Annotated in this window: 13 protein-coding genes; 7 read left to right on the top strand and 6 right to left on the bottom strand. The window is 67.4% G+C overall.

Translation table 11 applies throughout. The annotated features are described in order from the left end of the window. Window positions 1–453 precede the first annotated feature (453 nt). Both CGU34_RS10790 and CGU34_RS10785 read left to right on the top strand, forming a co-directional pair. Window positions 454–1,245: an ABC transporter permease gene (locus CGU34_RS10790; protein ID WP_100814084.1), complete on the top strand. Its 792-nt coding sequence runs from the start codon at window positions 454–456 to the stop codon at window positions 1,243–1,245. After that, complete coding sequence (locus CGU34_RS10785) at window positions 1,245–1,982, top strand: ABC transporter ATP-binding protein (protein WP_100814083.1); 738 nt, start codon at window positions 1,245–1,247, stop codon at window positions 1,980–1,982. The genes CGU34_RS10790 and CGU34_RS10785 overlap by 1 nt, the downstream gene beginning before the upstream one ends. 58 nt (window positions 1,983–2,040) lie before the next feature. Here CGU34_RS10785 and CGU34_RS10780 read toward each other — a convergent pair whose 3' ends face one another. The 5 genes from CGU34_RS10780 to CGU34_RS10760 all read right to left on the bottom strand — a co-directional run bounded on the left by CGU34_RS10780 (window position 2,041) and on the right by CGU34_RS10760 (window position 8,967). Beyond that, window positions 2,041–3,153, bottom strand: a complete 1,113-nt coding sequence (locus CGU34_RS10780; protein ID WP_100814082.1) for a CAP domain-containing protein — start codon at window positions 3,151–3,153, stop codon at window positions 2,041–2,043. A gap of 93 nt (window positions 3,154–3,246) precedes the next feature. Beyond that, the gene (locus tag CGU34_RS10775) at window positions 3,247–4,260 is read right to left on the bottom strand and encodes a glycosyltransferase family 2 protein (RefSeq protein ID WP_100814081.1); all 1,014 of its coding nucleotides are present in this window, start codon (window positions 4,258–4,260) and stop codon (window positions 3,247–3,249) included. Then, window positions 4,257–6,167 carry a glycosyltransferase gene (locus tag CGU34_RS10770; RefSeq protein ID WP_100814080.1) on the bottom strand — a complete coding sequence of 637 codons (1,911 nt, stop codon included), beginning with the start codon at window positions 6,165–6,167 and terminating at the stop codon, window positions 4,257–4,259. Before CGU34_RS10770 ends, CGU34_RS10775 begins: the two co-directional genes overlap by 4 nt. Before the next feature lie 53 nt (window positions 6,168–6,220). After that, window positions 6,221–7,567, bottom strand: coding sequence for an O-antigen ligase family protein (locus CGU34_RS10765; RefSeq protein ID WP_232711643.1), 1,347 nt, complete (start codon window positions 7,565–7,567; stop codon window positions 6,221–6,223). Further along, window positions 7,564–8,967 carry an O-antigen ligase family protein gene (locus CGU34_RS10760; protein ID WP_100814079.1) on the bottom strand — a complete coding sequence of 468 codons (1,404 nt, stop codon included), beginning with the start codon at window positions 8,965–8,967 and terminating at the stop codon, window positions 7,564–7,566. Before CGU34_RS10760 ends, CGU34_RS10765 begins: the two co-directional genes overlap by 4 nt. 197 nt (window positions 8,968–9,164) lie before the next feature. Between CGU34_RS10760 and manA the strand changes: the two genes are divergently transcribed. The 4 genes from manA (at window position 9,165) to CGU34_RS10740 (ending at window position 15,439) form a co-directional block, all read left to right on the top strand. Then, window positions 9,165–10,337 (top strand): mannose-6-phosphate isomerase, class I, encoded by a 1,173-nt coding sequence (manA, locus tag CGU34_RS10755; protein ID WP_036297941.1) that lies wholly within the window; start codon window positions 9,165–9,167, stop codon window positions 10,335–10,337. A gap of 159 nt (window positions 10,338–10,496) precedes the next feature. Further along, entirely contained in the window at window positions 10,497–10,817 is a 321-nt protein-coding gene (locus tag CGU34_RS10750) for a WhiB family transcriptional regulator (RefSeq protein ID WP_081766244.1), read from the top strand. 57 nt (window positions 10,818–10,874) lie between these two features. Next, entirely contained in the window at window positions 10,875–14,039 is a 3,165-nt protein-coding gene (locus CGU34_RS10745) for a glycosyltransferase (protein WP_232711642.1), read from the top strand. After that, window positions 14,036–15,439, top strand: a complete 1,404-nt coding sequence (locus CGU34_RS10740; protein ID WP_051513321.1) for a DUF5719 family protein — start codon at window positions 14,036–14,038, stop codon at window positions 15,437–15,439. Before CGU34_RS10745 ends, CGU34_RS10740 begins: the two co-directional genes overlap by 4 nt. Window positions 15,440–15,507: 68 nt before the next feature. Here CGU34_RS10740 and CGU34_RS10735 read toward each other — a convergent pair whose 3' ends face one another. Next, window positions 15,508–15,954 (bottom strand): metallopeptidase family protein, encoded by a 447-nt coding sequence (locus tag CGU34_RS10735; protein WP_232711641.1) that lies wholly within the window; start codon window positions 15,952–15,954, stop codon window positions 15,508–15,510. A 141-nt stretch (window positions 15,955–16,095) separates the two neighbouring features. On the opposite strand from CGU34_RS10735, the gene CGU34_RS10730 reads away from it, so the two are divergent. Next, window positions 16,096–16,302 (top strand): DUF3499 family protein, encoded by a 207-nt coding sequence (locus CGU34_RS10730; RefSeq protein WP_036297937.1) that lies wholly within the window; start codon window positions 16,096–16,098, stop codon window positions 16,300–16,302. The last annotated feature ends 131 nt before the right edge of the window (window positions 16,303–16,433 follow it).

The following is a 16,433-nucleotide window of genomic DNA, read 5'->3' as shown; positions in this document are numbered from 1 at the left end:
TGAGCCCGTCTGCAGTTCGGAACGCTACTCCGGGTAGGGGGATGTTTCCGTTTTGGGGGTCGACTGCGTCGGACGTGTAGTCCGCTGGGTCGACCTCGTCCGGTCCCCTTGTCTCGGACGGGGCCGGCACAGGCTCAGCGACCTGCTCATCCGGAGAATCCTGCGGGGTCTGCTCATCGTCGACGGGCGCGGTATTTGACGCTCCAGGGGAAGGAGTCGCCGTTGGGGTCGGACTGGGCGAGCCCGAGGAAGTCGGATCCGATGTAGACGCGACAATGGCGGGCGAAGAACCGCATCCCGTCATCATCAGACAGATTGCCAAGAGGACGGCGGGGAAGGCGCGGCACATAGCGCGAGTCTAAACACGGGGGCGTTGGCGCTCGCGCTATGCAAGTAACGATCAGATTCCAAGCACATCCGAACGGTTGCCCACGCCGAACTAGACTCGCATGCGTGACCACCGCCGCCGTCGGTAGCCCCGGCTCCGCCCGGCGATACCTGCACTCCCTCTGGCTGCTTTCGGCCCGCGACCTTCGTGTTCGCTACGCCACGAGCGCCCTGGGATACGTGTGGTCGATCCTCGATCCGCTCGTCATGAGCGCGATCTACTGGTTCGTCTTCACGCAGATCTTCCAGCGCACGGTCGGACACGAGCCCTACATCGTGTTCCTGATCACGGCGCTGCTGCCGTGGGTCTGGTTCAACTCGGCCGTCTCGGACTTCACCCGTGCATTCAATAAAGACGCACGGCTCGTCCGGTCGACAGCGATTCCTCGATCGATCTGGGTCAACCGCATCGTCCTCAGTAAGGGCGTCGAGTTTCTCTGCTCGCTGCCCGTGCTCGTCGGCTTCGCGATCATCGCCGGCGCGCCGGTCGGATGGGGGCTGCTCTGGTTCCCCGTTGCGATCATTCTGCAGACGGCGCTGCTCGTCGGTCTGGGCCTGCTGGTTGCACCGCTGTGTGTTCTGTACACCGACCTCGAGCGCACCACCAAGCTGATCTTGCGCGTGCTGTTCTATGCCTCGCCGATTATCTACAGCGTGGGCGACCTGCCCGGCCTCTTCCCGCAGCTGGCGGCGTTCAACCCGCTGTCGGGCATCTTCACGCTGTACCGCGTCGGGTTCTTTCCCGAGGTCTGGGACACCCTCAGCATCGTGGTCGGTGCCGTGATGTGTCTGGCCTTCCTGGGTCTCGGGATCCTGGTGTTCCGCAAGCTCGAACGACCCGTCCTGAAGGAGCTCTGATGAGCGGGGCAGCCATCGAGGTGCGCGACCTCGGCATCCGGTTCCGCCGCAATCGTCGCGGGCGTCGTAGCTTCAAGGACCTGTTCGCCGGGGCATCCCGTCGCGTCCGTCCGAACGAATTCTGGGCGTTGCGCACCGTCTCGTTCGACGTCCAGCCGGGGGAGTCGATCGGGGTTGTCGGACGCAACGGTCAGGGCAAGTCGACGCTCCTGAAGTTGGTGGCGAAGGTGCTGCTCGCCGACGAGGGTACCGTGCAGGTAAACGGGGGTGTCGCGCCGCTGATCGAGATCACCGGTGGATTCGTCGGCGACCTGACGGTGCGCGAGAACGTCCGCCTGACGGCGGGATTGCACGGGATGTCCCGGGCCGAGGTTGCCCGCCGGTTCGACGGCATCATCGACTTCGCCGAATTGCACGACTCCGTCGACACCCCGTACAAGCACCTGTCGAGCGGCATGAAGGTGCGCCTGGCGTTCGCGGTCGTCTCGCAACTCGAGGAGCCGATTCTGCTCGTCGACGAAGTGCTGGCCGTGGGGGACAAGGCGTTCAAAGAGAAGTGCTACATGCGGATCGATGAGCTGCTGGCCGAGGGACGGACACTGTTCTTCGTCTCGCACAACGAGCGGGACCTGCGCCGCTTCTGCACCCGCGGACTGTACCTCGACAAGCACCGGCTCGTGCTGGATGGCCCTATCGACGAGGTCCTCGACCGGTACAACGCCGACCACAACAGCTGAGCGCGGTCGCTCGCTCATATACGTAGCGGAACAGCTGGGCGCGTATAAATGATTGAGGCTAGCTGGGCCCACGTCCAGGCACCCAAATCGTGATCCAATACGGAGAGGGACTGGCGACCGTCACTTCAAATGGCTGGGGAGTCTCGTATCCAAGCGGAACTCCAAGGGTGCTGACGCAATACAGCCCCTCTGCCAAAGAAATACCGAACCCGCCCTGCGCCCACTGATTCGCCGCCGTCGTGTTCTGCCAGACCCCTTGGCCCGAGATCACGCACGACCCTTCCCGGATATGAGCAGTGACGCCGTTGACGGGGCGATCGCGAACGCTTTTCGTCACCAAGGCTCCCGTGACGATCCGCTTCAGAGTGGGGCCAGGCAACCACACCGTCACCCAATTCTCGTGTCGTGGCTCGATCGTGAAGACGACATCCGGGGCGACGGAATAAGGCGGGGGCGCTGAAAGCGTCTTGATGCAATACCGGCCGGGGGCTAGGCCGATACCGAAAGCTCCGTAGGCATCTGGTCGGCTCGTCGTTGTCGTGTTCCAAACCGGCTCCCCGTCGCAGGATTCGGAGCGGATCTCGACGGTCACGCCGGGGAGCAACTCAGAAGACGGCCCTTTTATCGATACGGCGCCCGTCCCAATGCGAGCGACGCTCGGGTGTCCGGCGGGCGCCTGCGGTTCGCTACCCGGATATTTGGCGAATACCTGCACTGCCCAAGTTGTTCCATTGGCCCGGATGAGTGCCGTTCCGATGTCGGTGAAGTCGCCCAGAATGTTAGCTCGGTGACCAGTGGAGTTCATCCAGCCCTCGTGGAGGGCGGATGCGCTTCCATAACCCTGGGCGACGTTCTCACCCGCCGATGTCCACCCCCCGGGGATCTCTGAGGTGTACGAGGGATTATGCGAAATGAACCCGTTGAGTGCCATCTGATTCGCCCAGCCCAGGGCGACGTGGTCGAGCGATGTGTTCCGCACGAGACCGCGGAGCCCCTGTGCAGCCCGGGACTGGTTCGCGAGCGCGACGATCGTGCTCTCTTCGTAGGCGGCCGCGGGCGTTGCCGGTAACCCAACTACTGCGCTGCAAGCTACGACGATCGCGAGCATTAGCCGCACTGCCCACGACCCGCGGATGGGAGTGATCCGCTTACGGCGATCATTAAGTCGCATCAGCCAAGGCTAGCGAATCCGACCGTTGTTGCTCTCGGATAGGGTTCTTACCCCGGTTGAGGGCCGCTAACGGCTCCCATGTAACGAACTGCCTCAACGACCTGTTCGGGGTTCAGTGATTGGCGAGCCGAGCGGGGGCATCGGCTCCCACGCCTTGTCGCGTGCGATCTTCCGCCCGTCGCGGAGCCCACGCCAGAGGTTGCTCGTGCCGCGAACCGTGCGCTCCACGAAGACCAGACGGATCAGCTCCTTCGCGAACGTCAGGAAGGTCCCGATCGCGAAACGAACGGGACGAAGCGCGCCCTGGGTTCGGAAGTAGTGCCGCATGTGCCCGCGGTTTCGCATGATGTAGTAGCGGTACGCGTTGCTCGAGGCGTTCAGGTGCCGCACGCCCATGTCCCATTGCCGGATCTCGCGGGTACGCCGCAGGACAAACTCGTCGACGATCACCGCGGTCGTGTGGCGTGACGCGAGCCATCCGTAAACCGAGTCATCCCAGTAAATGAAGAAGCGCGGATCGGGCAGACCGACCTTCTGCACGATGTCGCGGTGGATGAACATCCCCTCGAAGCATCCGGAGTTCATCTCGCGGAAGCGCGCCTCATCGAACCCCGCCGGAGCGAAGGGGATGGGAATGCCCAACGGAATCGAGAGTCGGTACTGCCAGTAGAACTCGCTGCCGTCGTAGTCGTAGCGGCGACCCTGGATGCTCTTGAACCGCGGAGCCCAGTCGCCCATCCGGGCGAGGCCGTCGGGCAGGACCTCGACGTCGTCGTCCATCAGCCACATCCACGTCGAGCCAAGCTCATACGCAACGCGCATGCCCTCGCTGAAGCCGCCCGACCCTCCGGTGTTCGTCTCGAGACGCCGGTAGACGATCGTCGCGGGGATCTGCTCGCGGAAGGACTCCACGACCTCTGCGGTGTCATCGACGGACGCGTTGTCGATGACGACGACGTGCCCCGGGTGGGGATCCATTCGCACGATCGACGCGAGCAGCTTGGACAGCAGCGCCGAGCGGTTGTACGTCACGATCGCGATGGTCGCGGATGCTGGATCGAACAGGGCATGCTCCCGTCCTGCGTGCTGAGGACTCGTCGTCGTCATGATTGTCCCTCGAAGGTGCGCTTCCATGCCTCGTGCGAACTGAGTTCGCCGGCGCTGGCCCGGTACTGAGCGGCCAGATCCGCCCACCCTCGGCGCAGCCTGCGGTGAAGCAGGATGCTGTCCTTCAGGAGCCGGCGATACTGCGCGCGGTCGCGCGTATAAACGTTCTTGCCCGATCCATCCGCAGCACTCACGAGCGCGCTGTCGAACAGCGGGACGCGCCACCAGTGCGCGTCGCCCTTGGCGAATTCGACCTCGGGCTGAGCGACGTTCTCGGGTCGCGGGCTGTGGAGCACGTGCGACGCGATCGTCTTCGCCGTGAACCAGCGCAGGCGCAGGCCCGTCGGACTGTCGAACTCGTGCTTTCGTTTCCTGCCGAACACCTGGCGGCCACGTCGAGCACGCATCGGCACGCCCGAATCCCGGTGTACGACCGTCTCGGGAAAGTCCGCGGCCAGCGCCCGCGCGGCGGGCATGGCAGTCGCAAGTCCGGCTCGCATATGAGCCGGTCCCAACAGGATGTCCCGCAGCGCCCGGTGGCGGAGCGTCACCGGGTAGTACTGCATCATCATGAGGTGCTTGAGGTCGACGCGTCGACTGTGGCGCAACAGAGTGCCGCCCTCCGGCTGCCCGGAATGCAGAAGCGCGGCAACGATGCGGTTCCGCGCGTGGAAGTACGCTTGCCAGTCGATCGAATCGTCCTTGCCGAGCCACGACACGTGCCACAGAGCGATTCCCGGCACCGAGACCGTCGGGAAGCCGGCCCGTCCCGCGCGGAGGCAGTACTCGGCGTCGTCCCACTTGATGAATGCGGGGAGGGAGAGCCCGACGGCCCTGATCGTCTCGACCGGGATCAGGCACATCCACCAGCCGTTGTAATCGGCATCGAGGCGCGCGTGCAATTGGGGGCTCTGTCGCAGGTTGGCGACGCTGAAGTCGTGGGGCATTCGCTCTTGATTGAGAGTCCGCCACATGAAAGGGGTCTCGTCGACGACTTCTGCCCACGCGTGGAGCTTCGGTCGATCGAGGAGATCGAACATGTGTGCACCGACGATGGTAGGAACGCTCGCGTACCGGCCGAAGACGACCGAGCGACGGATCGATTCCGGCTCAATCTGTACGTCGTCATCCAATAGTTGGACGAAGTCGCTTTCTCCCGCTTCGAGGGTCTCGGACATCGCCCGCGCGAAGCCCCCCGAACCGCCGAGGTTCGGCTGGAGGATGATGCGGAGCTTGTCATCGAGCGCGGCGACCACCGTTTCGTAGCCGCCCTCGTCCTGCACGCGTTGTGTGCCCTGATCGATGACCAGGATTCGATCGATGACCTCGAGAGCCTCGGGCGCCTCGGACAGTGCTTGCAACGTGGCGATGCAGTAATCCGGTTTGTTGTACGTCGTGATCCCGAGTGTGGCGCCGCCCCGACGGACCGGCTCCTGTTCGGTCGTCCACTCCGCGCCCTCGAGAGTCGCGTGGGAATCGTCCGCAACGATGTCGAACCAGATCCAGCCGCCGTCACTGTATTGGTCGAGGCGCACGTCGAAGGATGACGTCGCCTCTCCGTCGACCTCGCGAGTATCGAGGCGCTGCCGGGCGCCTTCGCCGTTCGAACGGTAGACCAGCAGGGTCGCGCGACCCGTCGTGCGGACGGTCAAACGCACGTCTCGGACAGCGGTCCAGTGCTGCCAGTACGAGGCGGGGAAAGCGTTGAAGTAGGTGCCGAGAGAGACGCGGCGACCGGCGACGATGCGGGCGCGTCGGCGGTCGAGGATGTTGCCGAGGTGCGCGACGCTCGAGACGCGTACGGGCTGCTCGTCAACGACCGACCACGTTTCCGGGTCGGCGTAGAGCGGCAGCAGATCCGGGTCGCGATCGAGGGGAAAGACGACATTTTGCAGGACGTGGGTCACGAGCGATTCTCCGGGAGTGGGCGGGCGCGCAGGCGTCGAGCCGACAGTGAAGCCTACCCTGCGCCATCCCGGGGTTGCTGGGGGAGCGCCGGGGAGCCGCTCGTTGGCGCGGGTGGCTGGATGCCCTCCCGCCACGACCTGCTCAGCCCGGCGCGCACGACGCACACCACGAGCAGGAGCCACCCGAATCCGCCGAGCGTGAAGCTCTCGAACATCGAATCAACGAGCAGCGTGATCAAGACCAGCGGTGTCCAGGCGTAGAGGACGGAGCGCCGCTTGCTCGCCACGAGCCATGAGCGGACGAGGGCGAGGGCGCACATGCCGGCGAAAAGCAGGAGGCCGACCCATCCGCTCTGCAGAAGCACATCGAGGTACGCGTTCAGGGCGGTCGCGTGCGTCTCGTCCGTGATGATGTTGATCGACGTGTAGGGGAATTCCTCCGTCGGCCAGGCGCCGACCCACCCCCAACCCTGTATCGGGCGGTATCGCACGTAGATGTTCAGGATCGTGTCCCAGAGCTCGGCTCTCGTGGCGAAGTCGGAGCCCGCATTCAGGATCGCGATGATCGGGCGACGGAAGAAGTACGCGAACACACCGCCCACAACGACGAGCGACAGGAGTGAGATCTGCAGGCTTCGTCGTTGCTCGGGCGGCGCGTGCCGCACGAGCGCCAGCGCGCCCGTCGCGACGGCGACCGCGAGCGCGAGGACGAAGACCGTTGGTGATGCGGAAAGCAGTGCGAGCAATCCGCCGAGGACGAGGGAGAAGATCGCGAGACCGCGGGGGATCGACCGGGTACGCCACTCGATGACGAACGTGATGAGCGCGATCACCGCGACGAAGCCGAGCATGTTGCGTGTGCCGAAGATGCCTTGGACCGGACCCCCGAGGACGATGTTCCCCTGGATCCCCAAAAATCTGATCGGCAGGTCGAGGAGGATGCCCGAGAGGATTTCGAGCGCCAGCGAGAGGGCGAGCAGAGCGCGCAGCGTGTCGCCGAGGGCTCGCACCGTCTGCAGGGTGTCGCGGACGTGTCCGATGACGATGGCGAGGAACGCGGGTCCCGCGAGCACAAGCCATCCGACCAGCGTTCGGGGTGGTTCTGTGCTCCACACGGCGGTCGCCGCGAGCCACACGAAGAAGAGCACGAGGGTGGTCGGCACGAGGCGCACGAGGGTGAGTTCGGATCGGCGACGCAGTAGGACTGCGAGACCGACGGCACACAGCCCCGCGATGACCGTGGAGTAGGTCACCACCCCCGCGGTCCTCTGGATCGCGAACGAGAGAGCCACCGTCCCGAAAACGGCGAGGGTGAACGCCCGCGCAAACGCGGCGGAATCGAGCGCGTCCCAGGTCCACTCGAGCAACGGATGCCGCGGCATCCGCGCGGGGTTCGTCACCGCGTCGTCCGCTCGACCTGCTCGCCGCGCTCCATCGCGAGTCGACGCTCGGCCGGGCCCTCGCCGACAAGCGGCGATTGCCCGATCTTGTGCGACAGCATGACGACGAACAGCCAGCCCCACTCGGAGAGCGGACGTGATTCTGCGAGGCCCTGCACGAGCAGCACGGTCATGACGAGCGTCGGCAGCAGCGTGAGCGCCTGGTAAGGCCGGTCTGCCGTCAGATCCCAGCGTGGACGGTCGATCGCGAAGAACCACGCCCGCCAGATGAGGGCCACGTAGGTCAGCGCGAGCAGAGCCAGGCCGATGGCACCGACCTGGAAGAGGGCATCGAGCCACATGTTGTGCGCGTGGAAAACGGTCAGATCGTTCACGACGATCCAACCGTCGATCTCAGGCACCCAGGGCAGCCACGGCGTGGAGAAGCCCCAACCCAGCACCGGATGCTCGACGACTCGGGCCCACACGGCCTCCCAGATGCCCGTGCGGCCCGTGAGGTCGCCGCCCCGACCGAGCAGCTCGAGGATCGCGTCTCGCCCGAACCAGGCCGCGAGAACGCCACCCAGTCCGACGGCGGCATACGCGACGTAGAACTTGGTGCGCTCGCCCGGTCTACGGGTCGTTCGCATGAGGAGCGCCGTCACCAGAACCAGCGCGACGGCGACGACCGCGAGCCACACGCTTGCCGAGCTCGAGCGCCACAGGAGAAACGCCGAAAGCGCGATCCATCCGTACAAGAGGGCCTTGCGTGGCGCGCCCGAGGCGATGCGAATCGCGAAGACGATGATCGCCAGCAGGGCCGCGATCGCTAGCAGGTGCGCGTTGCCGACGATGCCCTGGATGCGCCCGCCGTCGAACAAGTTGTTGCGCGACCAGTCCAGTTCGGTGACCATGTCGCCGTCCCAGAGCAGGAAGTTCGGCAGGATCGGATGCTGCACGATGAGCGAGACCCACAGCTCGAACAGGATCGACAGGGCCATCACCCACTTCAGGGCGGAGGCGATCGCACGCACGAGCTCGCGCCAGGTCAGCACGCTTGCGATGAAGAGGCCCTGGACGGTGGTTGCGGCGAGCAGCACCCAGGTGAGGACGGTCGCATCGCGCCACGTCGACCAGATCACCGACGCCCCGGCCCACGCGACGTACGCGAGTGGCAGCCACGGCAGCTGCCGCCACGCGATCACGGGGCGGAGCACGGCCCAGAGGATCCCGCTCACGAGCGTCGTGGTGCAGACGAGGATCACGAGTCCGACGGCGCCGAGCAGGTTGAACCAGAACGTCGTCGCGAGCGCGACGAACAGGACGAAGATCGTGTAGCCGCGCAACAGCAGGTGCCCCGTGGATTCGCGGATGGGCGCCGAGGGAGGGGCGCCAACGGGGTGTCGCGTGTGGACGGCCATGGTGCAATCAGGCTACCCGCATCGGGTGGCCCTTCCCGGGTGCCGCGTGGGAGGTGCGGGCGGTCTGGGGCGTGCGCGCGGCGGGAGGAGTTCGGCGCGGGGGGAGGACTCCTGGGCTCGGGGCATCCTCTTCTCGCGCTGAAGTCCTCTCGTGGGGCCGAGCGGTGACGGAGGCACACGCGATTTAGGCTGTTCGCATGCTCGTACCGCTCTCGAATGTCCCACGCAACTATGACTGGGGCTCTCGCGACGCGATAGCGCGCCTTCAGGGGCGTCCGGCGTCCACGAGGCCGGAGGCCGAGGTGTGGTTCGGCGATCACCCGGGCGCTCCCGCGATCGTCGAAGACGGCACCGGGAGGACGCTCGACGTATGGATCGCGGACGAGGGCGAGGAGCGGGGCATCACCGGTCCGCTTCCATTTCTCCTCAAGCTGCTGGCGGCGGCCGCGCCCCTGTCGATTCAGGCGCACCCCACGCTGGACCAGGCGCGCGTCGGCTACGACCGAGAGCAGGCGTCGGGTGTGCCGCAGGATGCCCCGCACCGCAATTATCGGGACGCCAACCACAAGCCCGAGGTCATCGTCGCGATCGACGGGGACTTCGAAGCGCTCGCCGGGTTTCGGCCCGCGGACGAGCTCGTCGAGCTCCTGGATACCTTGGGCGTCGATGATCCGGATCTCGCGCGGTTGCGCGCTGGTCTCCTCAGCGGCGACCCGAGCTCCGCGATCGCGTCGTTCGTCGGCGCGTTGTTGGCGGGCAAGGTCGGGGGAGCGGCCGCGCTGATCGCCGCGGCGCAGTCGCGGGGAGACTCGCGGTTCGCAGACGATCTGGCGGCGCTCGAACGGATAGAAGGGGCTTATCCCGGTGATCCGGGTGTTGTCGTCGCGCTGCTGATGAACCGCATCGTGCTGGTCGAAGGCGAAGCTCTCTTCGTTCCGGCAGGGGTGCCGCACGCCTACCTTCGCGGCCTCGGCGTCGAGATCATGGCCGCAAGCGACAACGTGCTGCGTGGCGGGCTGACGCCCAAACACGTCGATGTTCCGGAGCTGTTGAGCGTGCTCGACACCCGTCCCGGCCGTGTCGAACTACTCGCGCCGGAAGCGGCGACGCCCGGCGTCGAGATTTTCGCGCCGCCCGTGCCGGACTTCTCGCTCACACGCGTGACGAGAGAAGCCGCCACAGATCCAGAAACAGTCCTTCAGCTCGTCGGTCCGGCGATCGCCGTCGCAACACGCGGGCGACCCCGTCTTCACGGCGTCGGAGGTTCGCTCGCGCTGACACCGGGCGTCGCATGTCTCATTACCCCCGACGAAGGTTCGGTGCGGGTCGGAGGGACGGGCGACGTCTTTTTCGCGCAGCCCGGCCGCTGAGCAGTTCTTTGGGACAACCTGAGGGGGGACCGGCGCGTCGTGAAGCTTCATCTCCGGATTGAGGGTTTACGATGCCGCGCTTGACCTGGAGCGAATGACAACGGTGTAATTAGTCCTACGCAATTGCGTGTGTGGGGGGACTAAGAGGTGGGAGACGAAATGGCGGGTACGGAATATCGTTCCGGCGTTCCCGACAACTGGTTCGTCGACCCGGTTAATTTGGGGGTTCCGGGAGTTCGACGGCCTGTCGAGGACGAAGATCCCTTGTCGTGGCAAACCGATGCGCTGTGCTCGCAGACGGATCCGGAGGCCTTCTTCCCGGAGAAGGGCGGGTCCACGCGTGACGCCAAGCGTGTCTGCACGACATGCGAGGTGCGGGGGCAGTGCCTCGACTACGCACTCGCGAACGACGAGCGCTTCGGTATCTGGGGAGGCCTCTCGGAGCGCGAGCGCCGCAAGCTGAAGCGCCGGGCGGTCTGACGCGCGCGGCGCGTTCACCCGGTGGGTGCGGTAGAGCGCGCCTAGGCTGACGGAGTCATGCCAGCCCGTGTTCATGCTCTTCTGGTCGTGCGCGTCGACGGCGCGGACGACCAGGTTTTTCGTCACCTCGAACGGACCCTCGAGGCCTTGAGCGCGGGCGCTCGTCGCCCGGATGCCCTGACCTTGGTCGTCTGCGGTCGTGTACCCGCTCGCCTGACCGAACTGGCGACTTCGGCCGGGGCGGAAGCGGTCATCGAGGCCCCGCGCAACACGGGATACGCGGGCGCCGTCCGGATGGCGAGCGTGCGGCTCGCGGACGCGGATGCCGTCTGGCTGCTTGCCCAAGATACGGCTCCCGACTCCGACGCCCTGCGCCTGTTGGCGGGATCGCTCGAAGTCCAGCCGTCGGTGGCCGCAGCAGCGCCAAAGCTCGTGGCCTGGGACGCTCCGGATGCGATCGTCTCGCTCGGTGTTTCGATGACCCGCTACGGGCGCAGCGTGGGCCTCGTCGATGGTCGGCTCGATCAGGGCCAGCACGATGGGGCCGAGGACGCGCTCGGTGCCGACGTGCGCGGTCTGCTGGTGCGCCGCGCTGTCTGGGACTTGCTCGGTGGCATCGACTCCGGTCTCGAGGGGGCTGACGAAGGTCTCGATCTCGGCATCCGGAGTCGCTTCATCGGCGGTCGGGTCGCTCTGGTTCCAGCGGCGCGCGTTGCGGTCGCGGGTGACGGCGTTGCGGGCTTGCCCGCTCCGCGCGACGGCCGCCGCACCCGTCAGCGAGAGTTCATGGCGCGGACGGCCCAGCTGCATCGCCGACTCGTCTACGCGTTGCCCGGACTCGTTCCGCTGATCTGGCTGAGCATCCTGCCGCTCGCGGCGGCGCGGACTATCCTGCACCTGATTCGCAAGTCGCCCGGCTCCGTTCTCGGCGAGTGGCGGGCGAGCGCGCTGGCCTGGGCGCGGGTGGGTGCCGTGGCGCGGGCGCGGGGACGGATTCGAGCGGCGGCACGGGCCACCGGCATCCGCGTGCCCTGGTCGCAACTGGCTCCGCTGCGCGTGACGCGATCAGAATTGTCGCGGCGGTTCGATGATCCGGATGACATGGCCACCGAAGCCGATGTCCGCACCGAACTCAGATTCTTCACGGGTGGTGGCGCCTGGACGGTGCTCGCAGCCCTGGTGGTCGGTGCGATCGCCTTCTTCCCGCTGCTCGCCTGGAGCAGCGTCGAGGGCGGGGGCCTGCTTCCGCTCTCGTCGACCCTTCAGGGTCTCTGGAGCGATGCCGTGTACGGCCGGCGGGAACTGGGCCTGAACGTTGTCGGACCGGCAGACCCCTTCGCGGCAGTGGTAGCGATTTTGGGCAGCATCACCCCGTGGAACCCGTCTACGGCCCTTGTTGTTCTCTGGATCCTGGCCCTGCCGCTGGCGGCGCTCGGCGGATGGTTCGCCGCGACGCGATTGACCGGGCGCTCCGGGCTACGCATCGCCGCCGCTATCCTCTGGGCCCTGGCGCCGACGTTCTTGACGTCCCTGATGCAGGGGCGTCCCGCCGCGGTACTGGTGCATCTGCTCCTTCCCTGGCTTTTTTATGCGGGTGCGATGGCGCGTCGATCATGGGGCTCCGCTGGCGTTGCGTCGTTGCTGCTGGCCGCCGTCGTTGCCTGTGCGCCCTCGCTCGCCCCCGCGCTGGCCGTTCTCTGGCTCGCCGCGCTGGTGACAGCGGGACGGGGCGCGGCGCGCGTCGTCTGGCTGCCGGTACCGGCGCTCGCACTGTTCGCTCCGCTGATCTGGTTCCGGGGTATTCGCGGCGGTGACCCATGGGGGCTCTTGGCCGACCCGGGGTTGGTGTGGGCGGCGCCTCAGGCCGCGGCGGATGTCGCAGGTCGTGCCTTGCTCGCCAGCGGATTCCCGACACCGGACCTCGCCGGCTGGACGACGTGGCTGAGCACGGCCGGCGCCGGCGATGTTGCTGCCGCGTGGTGGCTCGCGCTTCCGCTGGTGCCGCTGGCCGTGCTCGCGCTGGTGTCGCTCAGCACTCCGCGTTGGCCGGTCGGAGCAACGCTCGTCGCTGTCGCTGTGCTGGGACTCGCATCCGCCTTCTTCGCCGCGGGTTTCGTGGTGCAGTTCGCAGCGGGTACGCCCGTGGCGCTCTGGCCCGGAAGTGCCTTGAGCCTCGCCTGGCTCGGAGTCGCGGGTGCGGCGGTCGTCACGGCGGACACCCCGCTTGCGCGACCGATCGGAGCCCTCCGGCCCTGGGCGGTTGTGGTCGCCGTCGCCGGCGTTGTCGTGCTGTCGCTGCCCGCACTGTCTGCGACGATCCAGGATCGCGGCGCGCTGCAGAACGGTCGCTCGTCCACTTTGCCCGCGTTCGTGGCAGCGGTCGGCCGGGACGACCCAGATCTCGGCACCCTGGTCCTCACACCCCTCGCCGATGGAGCCGTTTCGGCACGCGTCGTCTGGGGTGCGAGCGAGACCCTCGGCGGTCAGACGACCCAGCTCAGCACCGCGACAGAGCCCACGGCGTCGGCGGAAGCCCTCGCCGCGTTGTCCGCCGAACTGGTGTCGCCGAGTGTCGTCGATGCGGCCGGCGAACTCGCCGCCGAGGGCATCGGCTTCGTTCTGCTGGGGGATGGTGCGGGGACCGAGGCATCCGATGCCCTCTCGCTTCAGGCCATCGCTTCCCTGGATGCTCGCGCCGGACTGGAAGCCGTCGGCGACACCGTGCGGGGGAAGCTCTGGCGGGTCACGGACGACATCGACATCGCGCCGCGAGCGCCGCTCAGTCGGGCAGACATCGCCATCCAGCGGACCATCGCCGGCGGCCAGGCGATCATCGTCCTCATCGCCCTGCTGCTCGCCTTCCCGACCGCGGCGTCGCGCCGCGCTGCCCGGTCCCGTTCGCGTCTGGTGGGAATGCCGGTCGTGCGCCCGGGGCGTCAGCCGCGCGCGCGCCCGAAGACCACGCGGGATGCGGTGCAACCCGCGCCCGTGCAGACCTCACACGCGCAGGCAGCGCCGGAGCAGGCCGTGCCAGGGCAGGCCGTGCCCGACCCCGCCGCGCGCGAGCCCGCCGCGCCTGAGCAGGCCGAGCCCGCCACGACCCAACGCGCCGAAGCCGACCATCTCGAGTCAGAGGACGGGCGACCGAACGATCTGCCCGTTCAGGATGAATCGCCGACCGACGATGCGGCGCGTCCCTCGAACGAGGAGGACCGAGCATGAGGGCGACGGGCTGGCTGCGCGCTTTGACGACGGGGACGCGGGTGCTCATCGGGGCGTTGGTCGCGGTCGTGATCGTCGCCATCGTGATTGCGGCGGTCGGAGCGAATCTGCCGGGCCTCGCGCGGGAAGCTCTTCGCATCGTCGACACACCCACGCCGTCGCAGACCGTGGCCGTGTGCCCGGGTCCGCTGCTCGCGACGGGTCGGACGGTCGGAGCCGCGGGCGATGTCACCATCGCCGGTGATGCGGCCGTGGTGTCCGGATCGCCGGACGGGACCCCGCAGGAGGACGTGTTGGCCGCCCCCGTGGGCGAGGGTCCGCGCGTTTTGCGACTCGATCCCACCGGTGACGTGCCGGCGACCGTGGCGGCGGCCCAATCCGCGTCCGTCGCGGACGAGGACCTGCTCGGGTTCGCGGCCGCCGCGTGCACCGCCCCCCAGTTCGAGTCTTGGCTGGTCGGCGGCGCGACGACGACGGGATCCGCGGACCTCGTTGTCCTCGCCAATCCCGGAGACGTGCCTGCGACGGTGCAGCTCACCGTCTACGCGTCGGGTGGGGCGCTCACCCCTCCGGGTGGACGAGACATCGTGATCGCGGCGGGATCTCAGGCCGTGGTGCCCCTCGCGGGTCTGGCACTCGGAGAACTCGCGCCCGTTGTGCGCGTGCAGGCGCAGGGGGCGGCGGTCGTCGCGAGCCTTCAGTCGAGCCGGACGCAGACACTCCAGCCCGTCGGGCTGGATGTCACCGGGCCGACCTCCGCACCCGCCGAACGCCAGGTCATCGTCGGTCTGGTCACGCCGGCACCCGGCGAGGGAGCCGCGAGCAACGTCGCCACCGCTTCGGTACGTGTGCTCGCACCGACCCAGGACGTCACCGCGACGATCCGTGTGTACGCCGTGGGCGCCGCGCAGCCCGCCAGCACACCGGTCGATGTTCCCCTGACCGCGGGGGTGCCGCTCGAGCTCGATCTTCCCGGTCTCACCGCCGGCACCTACACGGTCGAGGTCGAGGCTTCTTCTCCCGTCGTCGCGGCGGGGTGGAGTGCGACCGCCGCGGATGGCGTGCGGGACAATGCCTGGATCGCCGCGTCCCCGGCACTGGACGAACCCTCGCACGTCGCGGTTGCGCAGGCACCCGGCGACACATCGCCGGCGCTCCGTGTTGCGGCCGACGCCGAGTCGGTACAGGTCACGCTCACCCCCCTGAGCGGCGGCGCACCTGTCGAGCTAACGATTCCGGCGGGTGTTTCGCAGACGGTGAATGTCACTCCCGGCGTGTGGCGTATCGAAGCATCCGGAACCGTCTTCGCGTCCGTCGGCTACGCCGGAGCAACTGCTCTGGCCGGTTACCCCGTGGCCGCGTCCGCGCAAGCGTCGGCAGCGGTCGTCGTCGTTCCGTGAGAGTGGGTCCTGTGAGGCTCGGTCCCGTGAGAGTGGGCGCCGGACGATGCGACGCATGAGCCGGCGCGTCAGAAGTAGCGGAAGCGTTCGGGACCCAGGTCCCACGGATCGCGATCGAGGTACTCGGCGGCGGCTCGGAAGACGTTGCCCTCGATCATCATGCGCCGGTGGAGTTCGTCGTCCCGATGGGTTCGGACCAGACGTTCGATGGGGATGCGGAAGAGCACGATCCGCCGCGCTTCGCGATCGATGCTCCAGCGCGGGATCCCGTCTTCGTGCGGCTCGGCGGGCATATGACCGATGTGGAATTCGACGTCGCGCAGTTCGGGCCACGCGGAGCGGAGAAAATCGGATGCCGCCCCGACCGCGATGTCGAAGCGCTCGAACCGGGTGTCGAGTGGTCCGATCGGGGGGCGGACGACGGGGCTCCGGCCCTGCCGGCCGTGCCGTCCATGGCGATCCGGGCGGGGCCCGGGATCGCCGCCGCGCGCGGACTTTCCTCGCCGAGCGATCATGCCTCGATCTTAGGCCGATGCCCGGGTGTGAATCCTCGTCGGCTGGGGAACAGGCATCCGCACCGCGCATCGGGGCGCAGGTCTGAACCGGCACCGCGCGCCGCGGCCGGGGCCGCCGATCGCACGACTACGCTGACCTCGATGCATGGAAGACTCTGCTCGAAAGTAGGCTGCGCCCGCGAGGCCATCTCGACGCTGACCTACGACTACGGCGACCAGATGGCTGCTCTGGGACCCCTCGGCGCTGCCGACGACCCGCACGCGCATGACCTGTGCGCGATCCACACCGAGCGGATGTCGGTGCCCAAGGGCTGGGTCGTCGTGCGTCACGAGACGCTCCGCGCCTGAGCTCGGGCATCGTTCGCGTCAGGAGTCGTCGAACACCCCGTGCTCGTTGTAAATGTGAAAACTCTCATCATTTCGCCTTCCTTTGGTGTGATTCCGGGCCATTTTCGGGGTTCGGATGTCGGTGGTCATCC

Origin of the sequence: Microbacterium lacus, assembly GCF_002812805.1 — a bacterium.
Lineage (GTDB): Bacteria > Actinomycetota > Actinomycetes > Actinomycetales > Microbacteriaceae > Microbacterium > Microbacterium lacus_A.
Note: the sequence above shows the minus strand (reverse complement) of the source record. Positions and strands in the feature narration are given on the sequence as shown.

Excerpts from the sequence above, each read along its gene's own strand:
- CGU34_RS10785 (WP_100814083.1), top strand. The coding sequence starts at position 1,245 with ATGAGCGGGGCAGCCATCGAGGTGCGCGACCTCGGCATCCGGTTCCGC.
- CGU34_RS10780 (WP_100814082.1), bottom strand. The coding sequence starts at position 3,153 with ATGCGACTTAATGATCGCCGTAAGCGGATCACTCCCATCCGCGGGTCG.
- CGU34_RS10775 (WP_100814081.1), bottom strand. The coding sequence starts at position 4,260 with ATGACGACGACGAGTCCTCAGCACGCAGGACGGGAGCATGCCCTGTTC.
- CGU34_RS10760 (WP_100814079.1), bottom strand. The coding sequence starts at position 8,967 with ATGGCCGTCCACACGCGACACCCCGTTGGCGCCCCTCCCTCGGCGCCC.
- manA (WP_036297941.1), top strand. The coding sequence starts at position 9,165 with ATGCTCGTACCGCTCTCGAATGTCCCACGCAACTATGACTGGGGCTCT.
- CGU34_RS10750 (WP_081766244.1), top strand. The coding sequence starts at position 10,497 with ATGGCGGGTACGGAATATCGTTCCGGCGTTCCCGACAACTGGTTCGTC.
- CGU34_RS10745 (WP_232711642.1), top strand. The coding sequence starts at position 10,875 with ATGCCAGCCCGTGTTCATGCTCTTCTGGTCGTGCGCGTCGACGGCGCG.
- CGU34_RS10740 (WP_051513321.1), top strand. The coding sequence starts at position 14,036 with ATGAGGGCGACGGGCTGGCTGCGCGCTTTGACGACGGGGACGCGGGTG.
- CGU34_RS10735 (WP_232711641.1), bottom strand. The coding sequence starts at position 15,954 with ATGATCGCTCGGCGAGGAAAGTCCGCGCGCGGCGGCGATCCCGGGCCC.
- CGU34_RS10730 (WP_036297937.1), top strand. The coding sequence starts at position 16,096 with ATGCATGGAAGACTCTGCTCGAAAGTAGGCTGCGCCCGCGAGGCCATC.